The following is a 23,024-nucleotide window of genomic DNA, read 5'->3' as shown; positions in this document are numbered from 1 at the left end:
GGCGGCTGCCGGGCANGCGTGTCTCTGCCTGCTGCAGGGATTCCGCACCGCGCCTGATTGAAATGAAGAGCCCGGCTGGCAGCCGGGCTTTTTAGTGCAGTCCGAGGGCGGCTGCCGGGCAGGTCTCATGCCCTGGTAGGAGCGTGCCTGCGCGCGACCGGGCGTTACCGATAACGCCCGGTCGCGCGTAACGCCCGGTCGCGCGCGGGCACGCTCCTACCAGGCGCGGCTGGCGTTTAGCGCAGCGCCTTGATGGTCAGGTCCAGCGCGTCCTGGCCCTTTTCCTTCTGCAGCAGGCGCGCCGGCNCGGGCACGCTCCTACCAGGCGCGGCTGGCGTTTAGCGCAGCGCCTTGATGGTCAGGTCCAGCGCGTCCTGGCCCTTTTCCTTCTGCAGCAGGCGCGCCGGCACCGGCAGGTCCTTGACCACCCAGGCGATCAGTTCCTTGTCGCCGTCCACGCGCGACACCTTGGTCGCCTGCTCCTGCTTGCCGTTGACGGTGATGGTTTCCTTGCCGACCACCTTGTAGCTCATCGGCTTGATGCGGCCTTCGTCGACCATGCGGTAGTTCAGCGGCTTGCCGGCGATCAGGTCGCGGGTGATCGCCAGGTTGATCAGCAGCGCATCCATGTCGCCGGGCTGCAGCTTCACCGGGCCACGGCGGTCCGGCTTGATGTCGCCGCCCCAGGTGGCCTGGCTGGTCTTCCAGTCGTAGTTGGCCGTCACGTTGCGGCGCTTGACCATCATCGACGAGGTGTCGTTGCTGCTGACCGGGCGCAGTTGGCCGTTGCTTTCCTCGAACACCGTGCTCTGGGTCAGGTTGGCCAGCTGGTTCTGGATGGTGAGCGTGTAGCGCCACTGATTGGCGCCGGCAGCGGCCAGGGTCATGGTGCCGTTGGCCTGCATGCCCATGTAGTTGGCCGAGTAATCGGCCTGGAACGGCTGCATGGCGAACGCGGGCAGGCTGGCCGCAGCCAGTGCGGCAGCGGCGATCAGCGAACAGGTGCGGGAAACGGTGTGCATGGGTCAGGCTCCTTGATATTCGACCAGGCGTAGATCGACCTGATCCTCACCTTTGTCACGTTGCAGGATGCGTACCGGCGTGGGAACCCCGTTGGCGATCCAGAGGATGGTTTCGTTGTCGCCGCTGTTGACGCGGTACACGCGCAACGCGTCGTAGCTCAGGTCGCCGACCTGCACCACCTCGGTGGCATCGGCGACCTTGTAGTCGTACTTGCGCACCCGGCCGACATCGACGTAGCGATAGCTCAGGCTGCGTCCGGGTTGTGCGTCGCGCATCAGCGACAGGTTCAGNTGGTCGCCGCGCTGCAAGGGAATCGGCTGCTGGCGCTCCTTCTTCAGGTCGCCGTCCCACTGCGCGCTGGCGGTCTGCCAGTTGTAGACGCCGGTGACCTTCTTGCCGAAGAACATCGCCTTGCGCACCGTGCTCTGGCTCAACGGCACATAGGTGTCGCCATCGACGCGGAACACCGTGCTCTGTTCCAGGTTCAAGCCCAGGATGCTGGCAAAGCCCTTGCGGCCGCGCACTGCCATGTCGATCCGCCACTGGCTGGCTTCGCCGTGGCTGACCTGCATGGTGGCATCGCCGGCTTCCTTGCCGCGGTAGAACGCCTGGTAGGTTGCCACGAAGGGTTGCAGCGGCGGCGGCGTCCAGCTGCTGACGGGCAGGGCGGCTGCAGATCCCGGCGCCGTCGGCGGCGCCGCAACCGGTGCAGCAGCTGGCGCGGGAACGGCGGGAGCCTGTTGCGCGCGGCCGGCTCCGGCCGGGGCAAGCAGGGCGGTGGTCAACAGCGCGGTGGCGATCGGGAGGAGTTTCATGCGCTGAGAGCGAGGCACGGGGTCGCCAGGATGTCCGAGACGGGATGAGGAGGGCGTATCCGCATTCAGGCGAGTGCGGTGTCAGCGGACTCTAGTCGCAGTGGCGTAAACAGGCACTGACCGTCGATGTGGACGCCATCGCCACGTATATCCACGCGCCCGCTGGCGAGCAGGTCCAGCGTGGCCAGCAGCAGCGGGTGTTCGCGCGCCAGCACGCGCGCGGCCAGCTGTTCGGGGCTGTCGTCGGGCAGCACCGGCACGCGCGCCTGCGCGATCACCGTGCCGGCATCCAGTTCCGGCACCACCAGGTGCACGCTGGCGCCATGTTCGGCGTCGCCGGCTTCCAGTGCGCGGGCGTGGGTGTGCAGGCCGCGGTACTTGGGCAGCAGCGAGGGGTGGATATTGAGCATGCGCCCGGCGAAGCGGCGCACCAGCGGCTCGCCGAGGATGCGCATGTAGCCGGCGCAGATCACCCAGTCCGGCCGCGCGGCGGCGATCGCATCGCCCAGCGCGGCGTCGAAGGCGGCGCGGTCGGCGAAGTCGCGCGGGCTGGCGCTCCAGCGCAGTGCCTCATCGACTCTGTGCAGGGCCGGTGCCTGCGGGCGATCGGAAAACACGCCCACGACCTCGGCCGGCAGCCGGCCGCTGGCAATCGCATCGAGGATGGCCTGCAGGTTGCTGCCGCGGCCGGAGGCCAGCACGGCCAGACGCAGGCTCATGGGGTGGGATTCGCTGATGTCATGGGGCAGGGCGCGTCACGCTGCGGTGGCGGTGGGAGCGAACAAGGCCTTGACCTGCGGGCGCAGCAGCACCACCAGCGCAAACACGCCGACGACGGTACCGAACGGCATGAAGGAGCAGGAAATGCCGGCCACGATCAGGCACAGCAGGTGCCGTCTGCGCTGGGCAATGCAGCGGCCGGCGTAGGCCATGAACGCTGCCAGGGTCAGCCCGCAGCCAATGAACGCACCTGCGAACACCACGAAGAACCAGCCGAACAATCGCGGATCGATCGATGGTACATCCGTATCGGCCGTTGTCATGGGCAGGTGCCCGGTGACGATCGCAATGCCCATGAACAGATGGATCAACGGGAACAGCGAAAACACGGCGGTGATGGCGGCCAGCACATAGTGCGCGATCGACAGCAGGTGCAGGTGCTGGAGATCGTCAGCGCTGGCCGCTGCCGGCAGTGCGTGTGGGGCAGCGTCCATGCAGGTCTCCTCGGTCAACCGATCCGCACGCGCTCGTCGCCCTGCGCCGGCACCACCTGGCCGATACGCCAATGCGCCAGCGACTGCGCCTGCAGTGCCTGTTCCAGCGCGGCGGCCTGCTCGGGCGCGGCGACCAGCACGAAGCCGATGCCGCAGTTGAAGGTGCGCCACATTTCCGCATCGGCCACCGCGCCTTCGCGCTGCAGCCAGGCGAACACCGGCGGCAGCGTCCAGGCGCTGGCGTCGATGTCCAGGCCCAGGCCGTCGGGGATCACCCGGATGATGTTTTCGGTCAGCCCGCCGCCGGTGATGTGCGCCATGGCGTGGATGCTGTCGCCATGCGACTTGAGCAGCGCCAGGATCGGCTTGACGTACAGCGCGGTCGGCGCCATCAGCGCGTCGATCAGCTTGACGCCGTCGTCCAGCACCAGCCCGGCCGGGGCGCCGGCACGCTCGTAGATCCTGCGGATCAGCGAGTAGCCATTGGAATGCGGGCCCGACGAGGCGATGCCGATCAGCACGTCGCCGGCGCGCACCTGCGCGCCGTCCAGCAGCTGCGATTTTTCCACCGCCCCGACGGTGAAGCCGGCCAGGTCGTACTCGCCCGGCGGATACATGTCGGGCATTTCGGCGGTTTCGCCGCCGATCAGGGCGCAGCCGGACAGCTCGCAGCCGCGCGCGATGCCGCCGACCACGGCCGCGGCGGTGTCCACGTCCAGCTTGCCGGTGGCGAAATAATCCAGGAAGAACAAGGGCTCGGCGCCCTGCACCAGCACATCGTTGACGCACATGCCGACCAGGTCGATGCCGATGGTGTCGTGCCGGCCCAGCTGCTGGGCCAGCTTGAGCTTGGTGCCGACGCCGTCGGTGCCGGACACTAGCACCGGCTCCTTGTACTTGCCGGACAGGTCGAACAAGGCGCCAAACCCGCCCAGGCCGCCCATCACCTCCGGCCGGAAACTGCGCTTGACCAGCGGCTTGATGCGTTCGACCAGTGCATTGCCGGCATCGATGTCGACACCCGCCTCACGGTAGGTCATGGGCGAGGGAGTGGAAGGCGTTGGGCTGGTCACGGGCGGGCAGGGCTCGGCTGTAAAGGCGGCGATTTTAGCAGCCACGTTGGCGCTGGCGTCCCATTCGGGCAACAATTCACCCGGATACGCTTACGCCATGGAACCGTCGATGCGCCGCAGTCTCGCTTTCTTTCTCGCCCTCGTGGTCGCCATGCCCCTCGCGCCGGCCTTTGCGCAGGCCGATCTACGCACCGAAGGCGACGTCGCCAAGGCGCAAAGCGCCTACGAGGCCGAAGTGCCGGTCAACAGCCAGGGCGAGTCCGACCGCCCCGGCGGGCTGGCGCGCGCGCTCGGCGCGGTGCTGGGCAAGGTCTCCGGCGACCGCGGCGTGATGAGCCGTCCCGGCGTCTCGCAGGCGCTGCGCAACGCGCCGAGCTATGTCGAAAACTACGATTACCGCCAGGACCAGGGCACCTCGCGCAGCGGTGCGCCGACCTTCCGCACCGTGCTGGTGGCGCGCTTCCGGCAGTCGGACGTGGATGGCCTGATCGCCGCATTGGGCCTGCCGGTGTGGCCGCTGCCGCGGCCCAAGCCGGTGCTGTGGCTGGCCATCGACGACGGCAGCGGCCCGCGCCTGGTCGGCGTGGCGCAGGCCAATGCCGCGCGCAGCGTGCTGGACCGGGCAATCGAGCGCGGCTACCGGCTCGGCCTGCCCGGCGGTGCGGCCGCCGAGCAGGTGCTGGCCGGCGCTATCTGGCGCAAGGACACCGCCGCGGTGGCGCGCGCATCGGCCAAGTACAGCCCGCCGATGCAGTTGATCGGCAAGCTCTACCGCAATGACGCAGGCTGGACCGCCGACTGGGTCTTCGTCGACAACGGCAACGTGCTGTCCAGCTGGACCAGCAGCGAGGCCGACGCGCGTCGCGCGATGGCCGCCGGCGCTGATGGCGCAGCCGATGCCCTGGTCAAGCGCTACGCCAAGCGCGTGGATTCGGGTGTGCCCGGTGTCTACCGCGCGGTGATCACCGGCATCGCCAGCGCCGACGACTATCTGCGCGTCTCTGCCGCGCTGCAGGGCGTGTCGGTGGTGCGCGGCATCCGCCCGGTCAGCGCCAACGGCGATCGCATGGAAGTGGATCTGGATTTGCTCACGGGCATTTCCGGGCTCAACCGTATGCTCGGCGACAACAGCCCATTGGTGCCGGTGTCGGTACCGACCGAGGGCCCGATCATTCTCGACAACGAGCACGCCGAGTACCGCCTGAAATGACCTTGACTCCCGAAGCCGAAATCGCCCTTTTCCTGCGCCGCCTGAAATGGGTGGCGGTGACTGTCGGCGTGTTGTGGGTGGTGTCACTGCTGTCGCCGATCCTGACGCCGTTCGTGCTGGCGCTGCTGCTGGCCTGGCTGGGCGACCCGCTGGTGGACCGCATCGAGCGCGCCGGCCGCTCGCGCAATATCGCCGTGGTGCTGGTGTTCGTGCTGGCGACGTTGTTGTTCGTGCTGGCGCTGATGATCCTGGTGCCGATGATCGAACGCCAGATCATGACCCTGATCGACGCGCTGCCGCAGATGCGGGCCTGGGCGATCAGTACCGCCATTCCCTGGCTGGAAGCCAAGACCGGCGTGGAACTGATGGGCTGGCTGGACCCGGAGCGCCTGATCGACTGGATCCGCAGCCACTGGGAGCAGGCCGGCGGCGCCGCCAAGACCTTCTTCGGCTACGTGCAGCGTTCGGGCTTTGCGATGGTGACCTGGGTGATCAACCTGGCGTTGCTGCCGATCCTGGCGTTCTACTTCCTGCGCGACTGGGATCGCCTGGTCGAGCGGGTGGCCGCGGTCATTCCGCGTGCCTATATCGGTACCGTGAGCCGGCTCGCACAGGAATCCAATGACGTGCTGGGCGGCTTCATCCGCGGCCAGTTCCTGGTGATGCTGGCGTTGGGAGCGATCTACGCCGCCGGCCTGTCCATCATCGGGCTCAATCTGGGCCTGTTGATCGGCATCATCGCCGGCTTCATCAGCTTCATTCCGTACCTGGGCGCCACCACCGGCATCGTGCTCGCCCTGCTGGCGGCGGTGGTGCAGGCGCAGGGCTTCGACCTGAAGTTGCTGATTGGCGTCGGCGTGGTGTTCACCGTCGGCCAGTTGCTGGAAAGCTATGTGCTGACGCCGCGCATCGTCGGCGACAAGATCGGCCTGCATCCGGTGGCGGTGATCTTCGCGGTGATGGCGGGCGGCCAGTTGTTCGGCTTTCTCGGCATGCTGCTGGCGCTGCCGGTGGCGGCGGTGGCCAATGTGCTGCTGCGCTACGCGCACGAGCAGTACACGCGCAGCGATCTGTACGCGGGCGAGCGCGCCGGCATCGTGCTGCAGTCCACGCCCGAGCGCAGCGTGATCATCGACCCGAGCAAGGACACCGATCGCTTGTGAGTGTTCCGCAGTTGCCACTGGCGTTGCGCGCACCGCCCGACCAGCGATTCGACAGCTACATCGCCGCGCCCGACGGCCTGCTCCCGCAACTGCAGGCGTTGGCGGCCGGGCAGGTGAACGACTGGCTGTATCTGTCCGGCCCCGCCGGCACCGGCAAGACGCATCTGGCGCTGTCGTTGTGCGCGGCCGCCGAGCAGGCCGGACGCGCCCCGGCGTACCTGCCGCTGCAGGCTGCCACCGGCCGGTTGCGCGATGCGCTCGAGGCGCTGGAAGGGCGCAGCCCGGTCGCACTGGACGGGGTGGAACGCATTGCCGGGCAGCGCGACGACGAAGTGGCGCTGTTCGATTTCCACAACCGCGCGCGCGCTGCCGGCACCACCTTGCTGTACACCGCACGGCAGATGCCCGACGGCCTGGCATTGGTGTTGCCGGACCTGCGCTCGCGGCTGTCGCAGTGCGTGCGCATCAGCCTGCCGGTGCTCGATGACGCCGGGCGCGCGGCGGTGCTGCGCGATCGTGCGCAGCGGCGCGGGCTGGCGCTGGACGAGGCGGCAATCGACTGGCTGCTGACCCATGGCGACCGCGAACTGGCCGGATTGGTGGCATTGCTGGAGCGGCTGGATCGCGAATCGCTGGCCGCCAAGCGCCGCATCACCGTGCCGTTCCTGCGGCGGGTGCTGGAGGATCGCAGCTCCTAGAGCGCAGGTCCGGGCACGGCCGGCAGGAGGCTGCGTTCTGCGCGAGCCAGGCATCGCCAGCCTTGCGCTTCCCGGCAGCATCTCCCTGCGCGCTGTCCCCGCGGTCGCCGCCGGCGCCTCGGGCCCGCGGAGCCGGCAAGAGGGCCTGGCAGGGCCCTGTGCCCGCCCCCCCATCACGGGACACGGCGAGAGTCCGGCCCAGGAGCGTGCGGTGGCGCCGTCCATGCCGCCGCCGGACGCGGCGGCGCACTCGCAATATGCCCATTGCCGATCGGCAAGCAATGCCGCCGGCACGCGTCCAGGCATCGGCTGCGCGCCGGCGCCTGGACGCGTGGGGCCGCAGCGATCGCGCGGGCGTTACTCCTGCCGGTCCGGATCCGCCGAGATCAGGCGGGTGACATCCAGCAGCGCCGCCGGCAGGTGCATGCCGCCCGGCGCGACCAGGTAGCGCGGGCGCCAGGTCGGGGCGAACTTCGACTTGAAGCGACGCAGGCCGCTGAAGCCATAGAAACGCTCGCCGTGCCGCGCGACCAGGCTGGCGAAGCGGTTCCAGCGGCCGGCCAGGCGATGCTCGGCCAGGCCCGACAGTGGCGCCATGCCCAACGAGAAGCGCGTGTAGCCGTTGGCTTGCCCCCACAGGAACAGCTCGATGAACAGGAAATCCATCGTGCCCTTGGGCGCCTGTGCGCTGTGCCGCATCAGGTCCACCGCCAGTTCGCCGCCGGCCGGCGCGCGCCACACGTTGGCGAAGGCCACGATCCGGCCCTCTGCCTCGGCCACCGCCACCGGGAAGCGGCGCAGATAGTCCGCATCGAAGCTGCCCAGCGAAAAGCCTTTTTCTTCGCCGGACTTTTCTTCCAGCCATTGCTCGGACACTTCGGACAGATGCGGCAGCACCGCCTCCACCTGGTCGGGCTGCAGCATGCGGAAGCTCAGGCCGCTGCGCTTGCCGCGGGTCCAGGCGTGGCGCAGGTCGGCACGGTCGCGGCCTTCCAGGGTGAAGCCTTCCAGCGGCACGATCGCTTCCTCGCCCAGCTTGACCAGGGTCAGGCCCATGTCCAGATAGGTCTGCCAGTATTTTTCGCCGACCTGGTAGAACACCGGGCGCAGGCCCATGTGGTCGGCCTCTTCGCGGAAGCGCCAGATCAGTGCGCGGGCGACCTCGGGCGGGCCGACCGGGTCGCCCATCGAGATCAGCGAGCCGCCGTAACGCTGCATCATCACAAACCCACGGTCCTGCGCATCGAGCAGGAACGCCTTGTCGCCGGTCAGCGCCAGGCAGGCCTGGGTGTCGGCACTGCTGGCCAGGATCGGCGCCAGCCTGTGCAGGGTCTGCGCATCGGCCGTCGGCATCGGGCGGCGGCCGCCGCGCAGCAGGCGCGCCATGCCGAACACGATCACGCCCACGCACAGGATCAGCGTCGCGCGGAGCGCGCGCGGCGCATTGGACGAGGTGGCAAACTCCCACCACAGGTGGCTGCTGTATTCGACGTGGCTGTAGACGAAGAACAGCAGCCAGAACGTGGCCACCAGCACCAGGCCGAGGTTGCTCAGCCAGCGCCACGACCAGGCTTCGTCCAGCAGCGCGCCCTGGCGGTAGAACTCGCGCCGTGCCGCCCACAGCGCCAGCGCCGCCAGCGCCGCCGACAACGACACCGAGATGTGGCTGCCGCGCAGCAGCGCCAGCGGCGGCAGCAGGATGCACACGCCCAGCGCCAGCACCCAGGCCGAATGGCTGCGGCGTTGCAGGCCCTGGCCGATCAGCAGCAATACCATGCCGCCCAGGCTGACCAGCAGATGCGAGGTCTCGATCAGCGGCAGCGGCGCCACTTCCTGGCGTGCGCGCGGCGTGGGCAAGGTGCCGTCGATGACCAGCGCCGCACCCACCGCAAACACCGCCAATGCCAGGATCTGCGGCAACCACGGTCGCAAGGCCTTCCATGCCGTGCGTGCGGTGCTGGCGCTGGCGCGCACCGGTGCGCCCAGGCCGGAGGCCGCCGCCATCGCCACCGAGATCAGCAGCGGCACGATGTAGTAGGTGACCCGGTAGGCCAACGCGGCCGCCAGCACGGCGGCGGGGGTGACATGCGGCAGCAGCTTGAGCAGGCTCCACTCGAACACGCCCAACCCGGCCGGCACGGTGGAGATCAGCCCGGCGACCACTGCCACCAGCCAGATCCCGATGAAACCGAAGTAGCCGGTGCCCGGATCCGGCGGCAGCAGCACGTAGAACGCGGCGGCCGCCAGGCCCAGCTCGACCACGCTCAGCGCGGTGACGCCCAGCACCGTGGTGCGGTCGGGCAGCCAGAAGCGATGACTGCCGATCCCGAATTCGCGGCCCTGCCTGCCGACCAGCCCCAGCATCGCGACGTAGCCGACCAGCAAGGCGATGCCGGCGATGCGGATGCCGGCTGCGGCGATCGGCAATGCCAGCGCAGCCGCTTCCGGTTCCAGCATCAGCGCCACGCCGAGCAGCACCCAGGCGCCGAAGATGAAGCCCAGCGTGCTCATCAGCACCACCTGGCCGATCTCGGCCAGGGTCAGCCCGACCCTGCCGTAGCCGCGCAGGCGGACCGCGCCGCCGGTGAGTGCGGCAAAGCCCAGTGTCTGCCCCACCGCATGCGCCATGAAGGCGGTGATGCCCACGCGCGCCGGGTGCAGCCGCTTGCCGGTGCGCTTGAGTCCGACCCAGTCGAAGCCGACCAGGCAGGCGTAGCTGCTCAAGCCCAGCAGCAAGGTGAGCGCAATCTGGCCGGCACCCAGGGCACGGAAGGCCTGGCGGATCTGCCGGTAGCCATGGTCGGTGAACTGGGCCGACAGCGCGTGCAGCGCCATCGCCAGGATCGCCAGGCTGATGATCACCGGCAGGGCGCGGCGCCACCCGGCGGCCGGCGCTTGGGAAGACACGGAGGAATCCGTCATGGGGAACGCGGGATCTGCTGGAGGGGAAGAAGGGCGCATGCACGGGGGATGCCGCGCGGGCGGTTGGTCTGCATGGGCCGGTCGGTGTCGAGGTACATGCAGGGTGATCGCTTGGATGCCGAATGAGGTGAACGCAGGGTTGGTTCGCGCCGACCGGTGTCGGCTCAGGACGGCCGCGCGCATCATAGGGCATCGCCGTGCCACCGTGCCGCAGGAGACCGACATGGACATGATGCCCGTTGCAACAGAGACAGGATGTTGAGGGACGATCGGCGCCACCGTGGCGACGCGCTACCGCCGGGATGGTCGTGCCCGCCGCGCTGGGCCGGGCAGGCTGGCGTAGCCGCCATCTGCACGGGCCTGGCGTTCCTCGCCTTGATCGTGCTGCTGCAGGGGTTGCGCGGGGATCTGGACTGGATCGACGCACAGCTGAGCGCATATCTGCACGGCGACTACGGCCTGCTGTTGCGCACGGCCTACTGCGTGCTGGCCGCCGCGATGGCGTGGATGGCGCTGGGCCTGCAGGCAGCACTTGCGCCGCCCGCGCGCAGCCGCACGGTGGTGGGGCTGTTCTGGAGCGCGGCGCTGGGCCTGAGCATGGTGTCGATCGGCGATAGCTGGATGCCGGAGCTGGCGCCCGATGCCGCCATGCTGGTGCATCTGCTCTCGGCCGACATGACGTTCCTGTGCGTGATCGCAGCGGTGTTGCTGCAGTCCTGGTACTTCCGCCGCGACCGGGTGTGGCGTGGCCATTTCGCCACCGCATTCGGCCTGGGGCTGAGCGCATTTGCGGTGTTGCTGTTCCATGTCACCGTCACCAGCGCGCCGCCGGGCATCAGCCAGAAGAGCGCCATCGTGTTGATCGTGGCCTGGATGGTGCGGGTGGGGGCATGGCTGGTACGGCACCTGCACAGCGGGGCTGCACGTTTGCCGCATTCGCGGGACAATGCCCGGGTCAACCAACCGTAGGAAGTCTGAAATGTTGCAGCGATTCGAAACGGGTCCGCGGATGTCGGAAATGACCGTCCATGGCGGCGTGTGCTACCTGGCCGGGCAGGTTGCCGAAGACACCAGCGAAGACATCACCGGGCAGACCCGCCAGGTGCTGGGCGAGATCGACAAGCTGCTCGCGCAGGCGGCCAGCGACAAGACCAAGATCCTGCGTGCGGAAATCTTCCTGGCCGACATCGCCGACTTCGACGGCATGAACGCGGCCTGGGACGAATGGGTACCGCACGGTTTCACTCCTGCGCGCGCCACGGTCGAGGCCAAACTGGCGCGGCCGGAATGGAAGGTGGAAATCGTGATCACCGCTGCGGCGAGCTGATGACAGGGCGGCGCGCGGGTCGCGACTCGATCGCGCGCGCCGACGCCGTGTCATCTGCGCGCGGGCGCTCGGACAAGCGGCGCGGCGTTGTCTGAAAGACAGCGGCGACAGCCGATCGCAGGTCGACTTGGCAGGATCGCCAGCGCGCCTGTCGGCGCACCACCGAGTGGAACGCCGACATGTCGAACTCCACTCATGCGGGCCGCCTCGTCGTGTCGACGCGCGCGCGTGCGCAATCAGCGTTTGACGAAGCGGTAATGCGCCACGCCCCATTCGCGGCCCTGGTCATAACCGAACAACTCGGCGCAGGCCAGCCAGAACATCCGCCAGCGCTGCCACCAGCGCTGGGCATCGTCGCCGTAGGTCTGCTTCAGCAGCGGCATGATCTGCGCGCGATGGCGGTCCTGGTTTTCCAGCCAGGCGTTGGCGGTTTTTTCGTAATGCTCGCCCGACAGCACCCAGCGCTGTTCGATCACCACGTCCTGCTGGAAATGCAGCAAGGTGTCGGCCGCCGGCATCAGCCCGCCGGTGAAGAAATGCCGCCCCATCCAGTTGTCCTCGCCGGCCACCTCGAACGGGTAGGCCAGGTCGCGATGGCAGAAGATATGCACGAACAGCTTGCCGCCCGGTGCCAGCCAGCTGCCGACGCGCGCCAGCAGCTCGCGGTAGTTGCGCATGTGCTCGAACATCTCCACCGACACCACGCGGTCGAAGGTGCCCGGCGGCAGCGCCAGCGCGTTGACGTCGGCGGTGATGACCTGCACGTTGCTCAAGCCACGCACCCGGCACTGCTCCAGGATGTGCGCGCGCTGCGGACGCGAGTTGGACACCGCGGTGATGCTGGCGCCGGGATAGCGCTCGGCCATCCACAAGGTCAGCGAGCCCCAGCCGCAGCCCAGCTCCAGGATGCGCTGGCCATCGGCCAGTTCGGCGCGCTCACCGTACAGCGCCAGCATGCGCTCTTCGGCCGCATCCAGATCCGGCGTGGTGGCGTCCCAGTAGCAGCTGCTGTACTTGAGCCGGCGGCCCAGGCACAGGGTGAAGAACTGCGGCGGCAACTCGTAGTGCTGGCGGTTGGCGGCATCGGTCTCGATCGCGATGGCGCTGGCGCGCAGGCTGTCGATGAAGGCACGTTGGCGCTCGCCGCTGGCATCGGCGCCGCCGGTGCGCTCGTCGCGCAGGCGCTGCGCGCACAGCCGGCGGATGCCGTGACGCAATGCGGCGTCGGGGAGCGCGCCGGATTCGGCCAGCCGGGTGGCGAAGGATTCTTCCGGCAGCGAGGAGGGCGGAACGGTGACGGTGGACATACGACTCTCCAGGCAACTCAGGACGAAGGGGGAAGCGGAAAAAACGCGCTGGTGCTGCGCTGGTACTGCGCATAGTCCTCACCACGCGAGCGCAGCGCCTGCTGCTCGGTGTAGGGAATGCCGGTGAAGCGATACAGGAACACGAACATCACCACCGGCCCCAGCGCCGCCAGTGCGATCGGCCATGGCCCGGCACCGACGGCCAGCGCCAGGTAGGCGAACCAGTGCACGAACTCGAAGAAGTAATTGGGATGGCGCGAATACCGCCACAAGCCGCTGCGGCAGGTGACGCCGCGGTTGGCCGGGTCGGCCTTGTGCGCGGACAGCTGCCGGTCGGCCAGGGCTTCGCCGCCGACCGCGATCAACCACACTGCAACGGCCAGCGTGCTCCACACGCTCCAGGCCGGCGCCGGATTGCTGGCGGCGGCCAGAAACGGCACCGAGAACAGCACCACGACCACCGCCTGCGCCAGGAAAAAGCCCAGGAACTTGCGTTGGTCGCCGTTCCAGTGCTCGCGCAAGGCGCGATAACGGCCATCCTCGTGCGGGTCGCCGAACACGCGCACGCCCAGATGCCATGCCAGGCGCGCGCCCCAGACACCGCCGAGCACGGCGACCAGCACGCGCGGCAGCAGCGCGCCATCGGACATCCACGCGCAGTACGGCGCAGCCACGGCCAGGCACGCAGCCCACAGCACATCGACCGGGCCGGCATTGCCGCTGCGGCGTTGCCACAGCCAGCCGATCACCATCACCACGCTCGCAAACACGCCCACATGCAGCAGCGGCCAGGCATTCATTGCAGTTCTCCCCTCGGATGTTCGGGCAATGGTCGCGCAAGGCGGCGTGCATACAGCGACAACAGGGCGCAGGCCACGCCCCAGCCGGTGCCGACCGCGATCACCGCGTGCAGTTGCGGTGGCTGGAATTCCACCGCCTGCCAGCTGCGTTGCGCCAACCAGTACGAAAACGGCCCGAAGAGTGCGCCCAGCAGCACCGCCAGCCACGGGCGCTGCATCACCGAGGCCAGCGAATGATTGAGCGTGAGCGCAAAGCCCAGCCACAACGCCAGGATCCAGGCCGGCGCCAGCAACGTGCCCGGCCACGGCGCGGCATAACGCACCCAGCCAGCGGCGGCCAGCGTGGTGTCCAGCAGCAGGCCCAGCGACAGCGCGGCGACCAGCAGTTGCAGATCGCCCGGCGCACGCCGCGACGGCCACAGCTGATACAGCGCAAACAGCCCCAGCACCAGCAGGGTGGGCCAGATGCGCGCCTGCGTGGCCGTGCTGACGGCCACCAGCCACAGCACCTGCAGGCCCAGGTAGTTGCCGAGCTGCTGCATGCGCCAGTTCAAAGCCCGGGCACGAACTGCGGTGGACGTGCGCCCGGCTTGCTCAGCCATAGATGCACATCGCCGATCGAGCGCTCCAGGAAGCCGGCTTCGCAATAAGCCAGGTAGAACTCCCACATGCGGATGAAGCGCTCGTCGTAGCCGAGCGCGCGCACCTGCGGCAGCTGCGCCATGAAGCGCTGCCGCCAGGCGCGCAGCGTCAACGCATAGCTCGGCCCGATGTCTTCCAGATTGAACAGGCGCAGGTCGCTGGCGCGTGCGATCGCGCCGGTCATCGCCGCCACCGAGGGAATGAAGCTGCCGGGAAAGATATGCCGCTTGATGAAGTCCACCGAGCGCAATGCCTGCGCATAGCGATGGTCCTCGATGGTGATGGCCTGGATCAGCGCCTGGCCGTCGTCGGCCAGCAGGCTGCCGACCTTGGCGAAATAGGTGTCCAGATACTGATGGCCGATGGCCTCGATCATCTCGATCGACACCACCCGGTCGTAGCGGCCGTCCAGATCGCGATAGTCGCGCAACAATACCGTGACCCGGTCGCTCAGGCCGGCGGCGGCGATGCGCTGGGTGGCCAGTTCGAACTGCTCGCGCGAGATGGTGGTGGTAGTGACGCGACAGCCATGTTCGCGCGCGGCGTGCAGCGCGAAGCCGCCCCAGCCGGTGCCGATTTCCACCACATGGTGCTGCGGGCCGAGCTGCAGTTTCTGGCAGATGCGTTCGAGCTTGCGCGTGGCGGCGCGCTCCAGGGCCGCCTCGCCTTGCGCTTCCTCGCCATCGACGAAGATCGCCGAGGAATACATCAGGTTCTCGTCGAGAAACAGGCGGAACAGCGGGTTGCCCAGGTCGTAGTGCGCGGCGATGTTGCGCCGGCTGCCGCTGCGGGTATTGCGTGCGAACGCATGCAGGCTGCGCATCGCCCAGCCGCCCAGCCGCGCGGTGCCGGTTTCCATCGCATCCAGGCGGTCGCGATTGCGCAGCAGCAGGCGCATCAATGCGACCAGGTCGTCGCAGTGCCACTGCCCGTCCATGTACGACTCGCCGGCACCGACGCTGCCGTTGAGCGCGGCCTGGCGGTAGAACCCGGGGTCGATGACGCGCAACTGCATCTGCAGCGCGTCCGCACCGGTGGCGTTGCCGAGGACGGTGACGCCATCGGCTTCGTGCAGCTGCAACTGCCCGTCGCGCAGCTCGCCGAGCGTGGCCAGCAGGCGCCTGCGCAACAGGCGATCCGTCCAGGAAGCTGCGCGCGGCGCAGCGGTGTCGGGCAGGGACGTGGCGTTCATCGGGGTTCTCGCACAGGCGGATGAGGGTGGTCGTGGACCGGGTTGCCGCGCAGCCACAGGCGCAGGGCCTGCCAGTGGATGGCCAGCACCACCTGCACGGTCATCAAGGGATAGGCCAGCAGCGTGCGCGCCAGGGTGCGCGCGTTGATCGGCCGGCGCTGCAGGACCAGGGTGGCATCGAAGCGGCGTGCGCCGCCGTTGCTGCCCGTGCCGTCGGCATCAGCGTTGGCCTCCGGCGCGTGGTCGCCAGGCGCATCCAGCACATCCATGTGCACGCGCAACTGCGCCTCGGGCACGCTGAAGCGCCAGTCGTACTGGTGCTGCATGCCCATGAAGGGCGAGACGTGGAAGCGCTTGTCGAAGCGCCAGGCATGCAGGTCGCGATGGGTGCGTGCCAGCGCGACCGGCAGCACGTAGGCGTGGCGCTGCTGCCACGGCGTATTGGTGATTTCCGCAACGATCCAGCGCAGGCCGCCGTGGCGATCGAAGCAGTAGTAGAAGCTGACCGGATTGAACACATGGCCGAAGTAGCGCAGATGCGTGAGCAGGCGGATCGCGCCATCGGGACGCTCGCCGGTGTGGGCCTGCACGCAGTCGCGTACGGCCTGGTCCAGCGGAACGTCCGGATCGCCGAGATAATCGCTGCGCCGGAATTGCGCCAGATTGGCGCGGCCCACCGACCATAGCCAGCGCCGCGCAAACACCGCATCGAGCTCGGACAGATCCAGATACATCAGGAACAGCCGGTAGCGAAACGCCAGTGGCCTGGGCGCAAACCGACGGTGCCGCACCCAGCCGGTGTAGATCGCGCTGCGCAGTGCGCCCGCCACGCTGCCGGCACCGCTGTCCTCGCCGGGAGGCAGCGGCACCGCATCGGGGCTGGCGTCGCGCAGCAACTGCATCACCAGGCCACTCCCAGGCCGTGGGCCACGTCCACGCCGCTGCGCAGGCCGTCTTCGTGGAAGCCGAAGCCCCATGCCGCACCGGCAAACCAGGTGTGCTGCACGCCCTGGATCTCGGCCTTGCGCGTCTGCGCGGCGAGTGCAGCGGCGTTCTGCACCGGGTGGCGGTAGCGCATGCGTCGCAGCACCTTGTCCGCGGCGATGTCATGGTCGCGATTGAGGCTGACGATGAACGGCTGCGGCGCGTCGATCGACTGCAGGGCGTTCATCCAGTAGCTCACCGTGCACGGCGCCTGCGGGTCGGCCGGGACATGCGCATTCCACGCCGCCCAGGCGCGGCGATCGCGTGGCAGCACGCTGGCGTCGGTGTGCAGGACGGTTGCGTTGTCCTGGTAGGTGATGCCGCCCAGGATCTGCTGCTCGGCGGCCGTGGCATCGCTGAGCAAGGCCAGTGCATCGTCGGCATGGCAGGCCAGCACCACGTTGTCGAAGTGCTCCTGGCCGCACGCGGAGCTGAGCACCACGCCGTTGGGCAAGCGCCGGATCGCCTGCACCGGCGTGGACAGGCGTTCGAGCACCTGCCAGCGGCGACGCAGCGCACGCACGTAGTTGTTGGACCCGCCACGCACCACCTGCCACTGCGGACGCCCGCTGAGCTGCAGCATGTGGTGATTGGCCATGAAGCCGATCAGCTGGCCCATCGGGAATTCGAGGATGCGCTGCGAGGGCGATGACCACAACGCCGAGGCCATCGGCACCAGGTGCTGGTCGCGAAACGCGGCCGAATACCCATGCCGCTGCAGATACGCGCCCAGCGTGCTGAAGCGCTCCTGGCTGTGCAGCACCGCCGGTGCCTGCCGGTAGAAGCGGCGCAGGTCGGCCAGCATGCCCCAGAAGCGCGGGCTGAGCAGATTGCTGCGCTGGCAGAACAGCCCGCCCAGGCTGCCGGCGTTGTATTCGAGCCCGCTGCGCGCATCGTGCACCGAAAAGCTCATCGTGGTCGGCTGCGCGGCCACGTCCAGCTCGGCGAACATGCGCGTGAGCAGCGGGTAGTGCTGCGGGTTGAACACGATGAAGCCGCTGTCCACCGCGTAGCGTTGCCCGTCCAGCTGGATGTCGTGGGTGTGCGTATGTCCGCCCAGGTAATCGGCGGCCTCGAACAAGGTGACTTCGTAGCGGCGCGACAACAGCCACGCCGCGCCCAGGCCGGCAATCCCGCTGCCGACCACGGCAATCCTGCCTTCGCTCATCGGCTCACCCGCTCGGCACGTTGGATGAGCGATTTCGGCATCGGCTTGAGGTCCCATACCAGGCCCACCCACGACATCGCGGTGAGCCCGTACCAGGTGAGGTCGTACTCCCACCAGCGCAGGCCCTGGCGCGCCGAGCCGGGGAAGAAATGGTGATTGTTGTGCCAGCCTTCACCGAAGGTGAGCAGGGCCAGCAGCCAGTTGTTGCGGCTGTCGTCGCGGGTGTCGAAACGCCGGCTGCCGAAGCGGTGCGCCAGCGAGTTGATGGTGAAGGTGGCATGGAACAACGCCACGGTGGAGATCACAAAGCCCCAGACCAGCAGCTGCGCACCGTCGGTCTGCAACCCTGGGGCGGCAACCGCCAGCCACTCGCCGAGCAGGTACAGCGCCGTTGCCAGCAGCACCGGCATCACGATGTCGAAGCGGTCCAGAAAGCGCAGCTCGGCAAAGCGGCGCAGGTCGGGAATGACCTCCCAGTCGGTGCGGAAGTTGCGCGGGGTCAGGAACCAGCCGGTGTGGCTCCACCAGAAGCCGTGCTGCGCCGGCGAATGCGGATCGCGGCCGGTGTCGGTATGACGATGATGGTTGCGATGATGCGCGGCCCACCACAGCGGCCCGCGCTGCACGCAGGTAGCGCCGATGGCTGCGAACACGAACTGCAGCACGCGCGAGGTCTTGAACGCGCGGTGCGAGAAATAGCGGTGATAGAACCCGGTCAGCGCGAACATGCGTAGCGCGTACAAGGCCACTGCCGTGCCGACTGCGAACCAGGACGCACCCACCCAGAACACCGCCAGGCAGGCCAGGTGCAGTGCGATGAAGGGCAGGGCTCGCAGCCAGTCGATACGGTCAGCGCGTGCTTCGTCCAGCGGTTCGTCGGTTTGCGAATCCACCCAACGACGCAGGCTGCCGATGCGCGCTGCGATCCCACCACGTGGGCGGGTGTCGGCAGGCTGCGGCGGCGCGGCATGTGGGTCAAAGCCAGTACTCGGCACGCGTGGTTCTCCGTGTGTAGTGGTGACCCTTTACGGACGCAGCCGGTAAACAGATGCACCAGCGCGTTCGATCGTCGCATGCGTGCGCGCGCTTGGCGTGCCGGTGCGAACGAATCGCGCAACTGCGCACATATTCAATCGCGCACGCCAGGGTCGACGCAGATGAGGCTGTTGCGCGGCTGCCACCGCCTGCGACCACATCGCAGGCGGTGGCAGCCGCGCCGGATCAGGGTGCCATTGCCAGTGTGCTGATGCCGCCCTTGGCCACCACGGTGCCGGTGGCAACGCCACCCGGCGCGCCGCCCGGCGGCTCCAGCGTGACTGCCAGGATGGCCTCGTTGCTGAGCATGGGCATCAGCTGGTCGGGAATCTGCGCACGGCGTGCACGCTGGTCGTCGAAGGTCCCCATCGAATGCGCCTTGCCGTCGGGCGTGATCAGCCACAGCTCGGGCACCTTGTCGGCAGTGGCGGTGCGATCCAGCGGCGTCACCGTGATGGTGTGCTTGTCGGCATCCATCAATGCGACATAGCCGGGGCGGCCGTCTTCGGTTGCCAGCGTGGAGGTCATCGCGATGCCGGTCGCCGGGGCGGTGGTGGCCGCAGGCGGCGTGACCGGTGTCTGTACCACCGGACCGGTGCCCTGCGGCGGCGTGACCGCTGCCGGTGGCGTGCGCAGGTTCAACAATGCCAGCAGGCACACGGCCGCGGTGGCCAGGCCGCCGGCGCTTGCCCAACGCCAGAACCGCACACTGTTCCACACCGCTGTCTTTGATGCGCTTGCCGGTGGCGGCGCCGACCGGGTGGAGGTCACCGCATGCAACGGCGTATCGAAGCCGAGCGTCTGGCGGATGCGTGCCCAGACCTGGCCGGGCGGCGTCACCGCGGCGATCTCGTCCAGCAACGGTGCCAGATGTTCCTGCCACTGCGTCACCGCCTGGGCAAACTGGCCGTCGGTGGCGACGCGTTGCTCGGCAGCCAGGCGCTGGTCGGCGCTCAGCAGGCCCAGCACGTATTCGCCGGCCAGCACGTCGCGTGGTGGTTCCTGGTCGATGGGAAAGGGCGTGCTCATCGTTCCAGACATGCCTTGAGTTTGGCCAGACCGCGGCGGATCCAGCTCTTGACCGTGCCGATCGGTGTGTCGGTGCGCGCGGCGAGTTCTTCGTAGGTGATGCCGTCGAAGAACGCGGTACGGATCAACTCGCTGCGCGGCGGCTCCAGCTCGGCCAGGCAGTGGTCGATGCGTCGGCGCGTATTGGCGCGCTCGGTGCGCTCCAGTGGCGAGGCGTCGCCGGCGCGCAATTCGCCGGCATCGTCCAGCGCCACGTTGCGGCGTTGCGGTGCGTTGGCGCGCAGGTGATCGATGGCCTTGTTGCGCGCGATCATCGCCAGCCAGGTGAGCCCGCGGGCGCGGGTGGGATCGAACTGCCCGGCCTTGTGCCAGATCAGCGTGAACACATCCTGCAGCACCTCTTCGGCCTCGGCCCGCTGCGGAATCATGCGCAGGCAGACTCCGAACAGTTTGGGCGAAGTCTGCCGGTACAGCGCTTCGAAGGCATGCCGGTCGCCGCCCGCGGTCGCGGTCAGCAGTCGTCCGGTTTCATCGTCGTCGTGGCCAGGGGTGGCACTCATGCGGTCGGGCGTTTTTTGAGGTGGGGGCGATGCTACCGGACTGAGCTGACGCTGTCCTTCACTTGCGCTGGAACCACAGTAGCACTGCAGCGAGCAGCAACAGGATCTCGACGCCTGCCAATGCCACCGTGGGTGCGGAGACCGGCCACAGGCGCGCCAGGGAGACGCTGCGGAACAGCACGATCGGCACGTAGAACGCGAGTGCGACCAGCAGGCCGGTGCGCGGTTGATCGATCCATGCGAAGTAGCCGAACAGGAACGCCATGCCCAGCTGCAGTCCGCCATAGATGACCAGGTATTCCGATTGCCCGGCCGGCGAGAGCTGGGTGTAGCCCACGGCATTGGCGGTCTTGGCCGGCGAGAGCGTGCACCAGATTGCCAGCACGACGTAGAGCACTGCGTTGATCCAGAGGTAGGCCTTGGCCATGGCGATGGTCCTGTACGGGAAAGAAGTGACCGGGCCGTTGTACGCAACCGCGTGTGGTCGAACGTGAAGATGGCGCGTGTCTGGTTCACGGGGCGCTGCAGCTCCTGGCCAGCGGCTGCTCGCGTGCCTGGCGCAGCTCATCGGCGCCGACCGCACGCGCAGCGGTGTCCGGAAAAACGATGCGCACGTGCGGATAGCGGCCACGGTCGTCGCGCAGGTTGCCCACGCCGCTGAACTGCAGCAGACGTTTGTCGGCGATGGAATAACGCACTTCGAGCGAAGGCACCGCCGCGCCGTACCACGCATCCAGGCTCAGGCGGAACCGGCGCTCGCCGCCGGTATCGCCGATCCGCTCGACACGGAATGCCAGCTGGCGTTGCAGGCTGGGCAGCACGAAGTCCACGCGTTGCGGCGCGCTGGCCAGCGTCTCCCAGTGGCTGCGCAGGTAGGCATCGAAGCCGGCATCGATCACGCGCGGGCCGTCGTCGGCCGGCAGCGGCGTGCGTTGCTCGGCCTTGCCCGGTTCCTGCTGGAACATCTCGCGCACGCCGTCGCGCTGACGCACGCCCTGGCGATAGCCGTCGCGGCCGTCGATCAGGCTGAAGTCGGGCGCGCTGCCGCCGCCATCGACCTGCTTGCGCGCAAACGGGCGTCCGTCCGCGCAGCGATACAGCACGACGCGTCCGCCATCGTCGAGCAGCCAGTGCGACTCGCGATAGCGCAGCGCGCCGCTGTCGCCGTCGAAGGCATCGCCATCCACGCGGGTGACCGCCGCCGCGCCCAGTGGCAGGCCGCCCAGTACCAGCAGCAACAACGGCGGGATCGGCCGGCATACGCTGGCGAGCGCGGCAAGGGCGGCGGCGAGTGGGCGCATCGGCGGATTCCTCGATGGGAGTGCCTACCAATACGAGCGCATCCGCAGCACGGATGCGCCGGACGCGTCAGGACGTTCCTGACCGGAGGTAGGAACTGGAGGCCAGCGCCACTGCGACCGGGAGCTCGGCGCCGCCGAGGCCGGGGGCGCAGGGTGTGGGCATGCAACCGCCGACGCCGCACCGGTCGCGGGCGCGCAGTCGGTGCGAGGGCGCGGCCGGGTGCGCAGGCGCAGGGTGTGGGAGGCGAGGCCTGCCGGGTCGGGGGGGGCTGGCCGCGAGTACGCAAGCGGCGAGCGCGCACGGTTGGCGTGCAGACAGCGTCGTGCATGGGGCACGGCCGGTTCCGGGCGTAGCGCGCCTGGCGCCCGGCCAGCCGTCTAGCTGCCTGGGTGCAGCGCGATGCAGTCCACCGGGCAGGCCGGCAGGCACAGCTCGCAACCGGTGCACAGCGCGGCGATCACCGTATGCATGTGCCTGGCGCCGCCGACGATGGCGTCCACCGGGCAGGCCTGGATGCATTTGGTGCAGCCGATGCAGTCGGCCTCCACGATCCAGGCCACCTGCGGCGGCGTGTGGCTGCCACGGCTGCGATCGTACGGGCGGGCCGGACGTTGCAGTACGTGTGCCAGCGCGCGTGCTCCGGCGTCGCCGCCGGGCGGGCAATGATCGACATCGGCCTGGCCGCTCGCCATCGCTTGCGCATACGGGCGACAGCCGTCGTAACCGCACTGGCCGCACTGGGTCTGCGGCAGCAGGCGGTCGAGGCGTTCGACCAGGTCGGGCGATGCAGCGGGCGTTGCGGTGTGCATGTCAGTGCAGCAGCTTGCCGCGATACCAGCGCTGCTGTGCCAGCGCCAGCATCTGCTTGTCTTCGCGGCTGTCGCCGTAGGCATGCACGCATTCGTACTGCGACAGGTCGTAGCGCAGGCGGATCCGTGCGGCCTTGTGCGGGCCGCAGTCGCTGTCTGCATAGCGCCCGCTCAACACGCCGGCGTGGTGTTCCAGCCGATTGCAGAGCAACGACAGGTCATGCTGCGCGCACCACGGCTGCAGGTACAGGTCCAGCGAGGCCGACACCAGCACCACTTCATGTCCCTGCGCCTGGTGCCAGTCGATGCGTCGCATCACCTCGGCACGCAGCACGCCCGGCAATGCGGTGCGTGCGAAATCGGCGCCGTGCGCGGCCATCTCATCCAGCGAGCGACCACTGAACACGATGCGGGTGACCCGCGCGCGCAGCGCCGCCGCCGACACCATGCCCAACCGATACCCCAGCAGCCAAGGACCGACCTGCCACTTCGCCGCCGCCAGCTGCGCAGGCGTGGCCACCTTGCGCAGAAAGCGCGCATAGCTATCGCAGGTGGTGATGGTGTGGTCGAAGTCGAACAGGGCCAGGTGCATGAGGGGCGGGGAGCGGGAAGTCGGGAGTGGGGATTGGTTAAAGGCGCGGCGTCTGCTTTTCCCTTCTCCCACCGGGAGAAGGTGCCCCGCAGGGGCGGATGAGGGTACGGGCGAAGTCACACGCGGTTGGAACGGCACCAGGGCGTCGCCCGTACCCTC

24 protein-coding genes are annotated in these 23,024 nt (G+C 68.6%); 5 read left to right on the top strand and 19 right to left on the bottom strand.

All coding sequences use genetic code 11. The features are described 5' to 3' along the window. Nucleotides 1-338: 338 nt before the first annotated feature. The 5 genes from C0541_RS14325 to purM form a co-directional block, all read right to left on the bottom strand. Complete coding sequence (locus C0541_RS14325) at nt 339-1,022, bottom strand: DUF3108 domain-containing protein (RefSeq protein ID WP_115049319.1); 684 nt, start codon at nt 1,020-1,022, stop codon at nt 339-341. Between the two features lie 3 nt (nt 1,023-1,025). Beyond that, nucleotides 1,026-1,838, bottom strand: coding sequence for a DUF3108 domain-containing protein (locus C0541_RS14320; RefSeq protein ID WP_115049317.1), 813 nt, complete (start codon nt 1,836-1,838; stop codon nt 1,026-1,028). Between the two features lie 65 nt (nt 1,839-1,903). Continuing rightward, nucleotides 1,904-2,557, bottom strand: a complete 654-nt coding sequence (purN, locus tag C0541_RS14315) for a phosphoribosylglycinamide formyltransferase (RefSeq protein WP_115049315.1) — start codon at nt 2,555-2,557, stop codon at nt 1,904-1,906. A gap of 36 nt (nt 2,558-2,593) precedes the next feature. After that, complete coding sequence (locus tag C0541_RS14310) at nt 2,594-3,052, bottom strand: hypothetical protein (protein ID WP_115050366.1); 459 nt, start codon at nt 3,050-3,052, stop codon at nt 2,594-2,596. Between the two features lie 14 nt (nt 3,053-3,066). Continuing rightward, on the bottom strand, nt 3,067-4,200 hold the full coding sequence (purM, locus tag C0541_RS14305) for a phosphoribosylformylglycinamidine cyclo-ligase (protein WP_193725929.1): 1,134 nt from the start codon (nt 4,198-4,200) through the stop codon (nt 3,067-3,069). 22 nt (nt 4,201-4,222) lie between these two features. On the opposite strand from purM, the gene C0541_RS14300 reads away from it, so the two are divergent. Genes C0541_RS14300 through hda form a run of 3 tightly spaced genes read left to right on the top strand, consistent with a single transcriptional unit; the run spans nt 4,223 to nt 7,196 of the window. Continuing rightward, the gene (locus tag C0541_RS14300) at nt 4,223-5,335 is read left to right on the top strand and encodes a DUF2066 domain-containing protein (protein ID WP_161960075.1); all 1,113 of its coding nucleotides are present in this window, start codon (nt 4,223-4,225) and stop codon (nt 5,333-5,335) included. Then, nucleotides 5,332-6,498 carry an AI-2E family transporter gene (locus C0541_RS14295; RefSeq protein WP_115049309.1) on the top strand — a complete coding sequence of 389 codons (1,167 nt, stop codon included), beginning with the start codon at nt 5,332-5,334 and terminating at the stop codon, nt 6,496-6,498. The genes C0541_RS14300 and C0541_RS14295 overlap by 4 nt, the downstream gene beginning before the upstream one ends. Continuing rightward, the gene (hda, locus tag C0541_RS14290) at nt 6,495-7,196 is read left to right on the top strand and encodes a DnaA regulatory inactivator Hda (RefSeq protein ID WP_115049307.1); all 702 of its coding nucleotides are present in this window, start codon (nt 6,495-6,497) and stop codon (nt 7,194-7,196) included. Before C0541_RS14295 ends, hda begins: the two co-directional genes overlap by 4 nt. A 357-nt stretch (nt 7,197-7,553) precedes the next feature. Here hda and mprF read toward each other — a convergent pair whose 3' ends face one another. Then, nucleotides 7,554-10,118, bottom strand: coding sequence for a bifunctional lysylphosphatidylglycerol flippase/synthetase MprF (gene mprF, locus C0541_RS14285; RefSeq protein ID WP_115049304.1), 2,565 nt, complete (start codon nt 10,116-10,118; stop codon nt 7,554-7,556). 255 nt (nt 10,119-10,373) lie between these two features. Here mprF and C0541_RS14280 point away from each other — a divergent pair, with 255 nt between their 5' ends. Together C0541_RS14280 and C0541_RS14275 are read left to right on the top strand one after the other, a co-directional pair. Continuing rightward, nucleotides 10,374-11,087 (top strand): DUF998 domain-containing protein, encoded by a 714-nt coding sequence (locus C0541_RS14280; RefSeq protein WP_115049302.1) that lies wholly within the window; start codon nt 10,374-10,376, stop codon nt 11,085-11,087. 10 nt (nt 11,088-11,097) lie between these two features. Next, nucleotides 11,098-11,445 (top strand): RidA family protein, encoded by a 348-nt coding sequence (locus C0541_RS14275; protein WP_104583431.1) that lies wholly within the window; start codon nt 11,098-11,100, stop codon nt 11,443-11,445. 236 nt (nt 11,446-11,681) lie between these two features. Here C0541_RS14275 and C0541_RS14270 read toward each other — a convergent pair whose 3' ends face one another. The 13 genes from C0541_RS14270 to C0541_RS14210 all read right to left on the bottom strand — a co-directional run bounded on the left by C0541_RS14270 (nt 11,682) and on the right by C0541_RS14210 (nt 22,865). After that, nucleotides 11,682-12,752, bottom strand: coding sequence for an SAM-dependent methyltransferase (locus tag C0541_RS14270; RefSeq protein WP_115049300.1), 1,071 nt, complete (start codon nt 12,750-12,752; stop codon nt 11,682-11,684). A gap of 17 nt (nt 12,753-12,769) precedes the next feature. Further along, on the bottom strand, nt 12,770-13,552 hold the full coding sequence (locus C0541_RS14265; protein WP_115049298.1) for a DUF1295 domain-containing protein: 783 nt from the start codon (nt 13,550-13,552) through the stop codon (nt 12,770-12,772). Beyond that, complete coding sequence (locus C0541_RS14260; RefSeq protein WP_115050364.1) at nt 13,549-14,094, bottom strand: DUF2878 domain-containing protein; 546 nt, start codon at nt 14,092-14,094, stop codon at nt 13,549-13,551. Before C0541_RS14260 ends, C0541_RS14265 begins: the two co-directional genes overlap by 4 nt. A gap of 8 nt (nt 14,095-14,102) precedes the next feature. Beyond that, nucleotides 14,103-15,386: an SAM-dependent methyltransferase gene (locus tag C0541_RS14255; protein ID WP_115049296.1), complete on the bottom strand. Its 1,284-nt coding sequence runs from the start codon at nt 15,384-15,386 to the stop codon at nt 14,103-14,105. Further along, the gene (locus tag C0541_RS14250; protein WP_161960126.1) at nt 15,383-16,288 is read right to left on the bottom strand and encodes a DUF1365 domain-containing protein; all 906 of its coding nucleotides are present in this window, start codon (nt 16,286-16,288) and stop codon (nt 15,383-15,385) included. The genes C0541_RS14255 and C0541_RS14250 overlap by 4 nt, the downstream gene beginning before the upstream one ends. Continuing rightward, the gene (locus C0541_RS14245) at nt 16,288-17,538 is read right to left on the bottom strand and encodes an NAD(P)/FAD-dependent oxidoreductase (protein ID WP_115049292.1); all 1,251 of its coding nucleotides are present in this window, start codon (nt 17,536-17,538) and stop codon (nt 16,288-16,290) included. Before C0541_RS14245 ends, C0541_RS14250 begins: the two co-directional genes overlap by 1 nt. Then, nucleotides 17,535-18,533: an acyl-CoA desaturase gene (locus C0541_RS14240; protein WP_115049290.1), complete on the bottom strand. Its 999-nt coding sequence runs from the start codon at nt 18,531-18,533 to the stop codon at nt 17,535-17,537. Before C0541_RS14240 ends, C0541_RS14245 begins: the two co-directional genes overlap by 4 nt. 226 nt (nt 18,534-18,759) lie before the next feature. Continuing rightward, nucleotides 18,760-19,602 (bottom strand): anti-sigma factor, encoded by an 843-nt coding sequence (locus C0541_RS14235; RefSeq protein WP_161960074.1) that lies wholly within the window; start codon nt 19,600-19,602, stop codon nt 18,760-18,762. Then, nucleotides 19,599-20,162 (bottom strand): sigma-70 family RNA polymerase sigma factor, encoded by a 564-nt coding sequence (locus C0541_RS14230; RefSeq protein ID WP_115049286.1) that lies wholly within the window; start codon nt 20,160-20,162, stop codon nt 19,599-19,601. The genes C0541_RS14235 and C0541_RS14230 overlap by 4 nt, the downstream gene beginning before the upstream one ends. A gap of 58 nt (nt 20,163-20,220) precedes the next feature. Continuing rightward, a complete protein-coding gene (locus tag C0541_RS14225) occupies nt 20,221-20,589 on the bottom strand; it encodes a DUF4345 family protein (protein ID WP_024940530.1) in 369 nt (122 codons plus the stop codon). Nucleotides 20,590-20,674: 85 nt separating this feature from the next. Beyond that, nucleotides 20,675-21,463 carry a hypothetical protein gene (locus C0541_RS14220; RefSeq protein ID WP_115049284.1) on the bottom strand — a complete coding sequence of 263 codons (789 nt, stop codon included), beginning with the start codon at nt 21,461-21,463 and terminating at the stop codon, nt 20,675-20,677. Nucleotides 21,464-21,841: 378 nt separating this feature from the next. Beyond that, entirely contained in the window at nt 21,842-22,273 is a 432-nt protein-coding gene (rnfB, locus tag C0541_RS14215; RefSeq protein ID WP_115049282.1) for an Rnf electron transport complex subunit RnfB, read from the bottom strand. A 1-nt stretch (nt 22,274) separates the two neighbouring features. After that, entirely contained in the window at nt 22,275-22,865 is a 591-nt protein-coding gene (locus C0541_RS14210) for an HAD family hydrolase (protein WP_115049280.1), read from the bottom strand. Nucleotides 22,866-23,024: the final 159 nt, after the last annotated feature.

This window comes from Xanthomonas arboricola (genome assembly GCF_003353015.1).
Classification (GTDB): Bacteria; Pseudomonadota; Gammaproteobacteria; order Xanthomonadales; family Xanthomonadaceae; genus Xanthomonas; species Xanthomonas arboricola_E.
The sequence above is the reverse complement of the archived record's forward strand: the minus strand, read 5'-3'. Positions and strand labels throughout refer to the sequence as shown.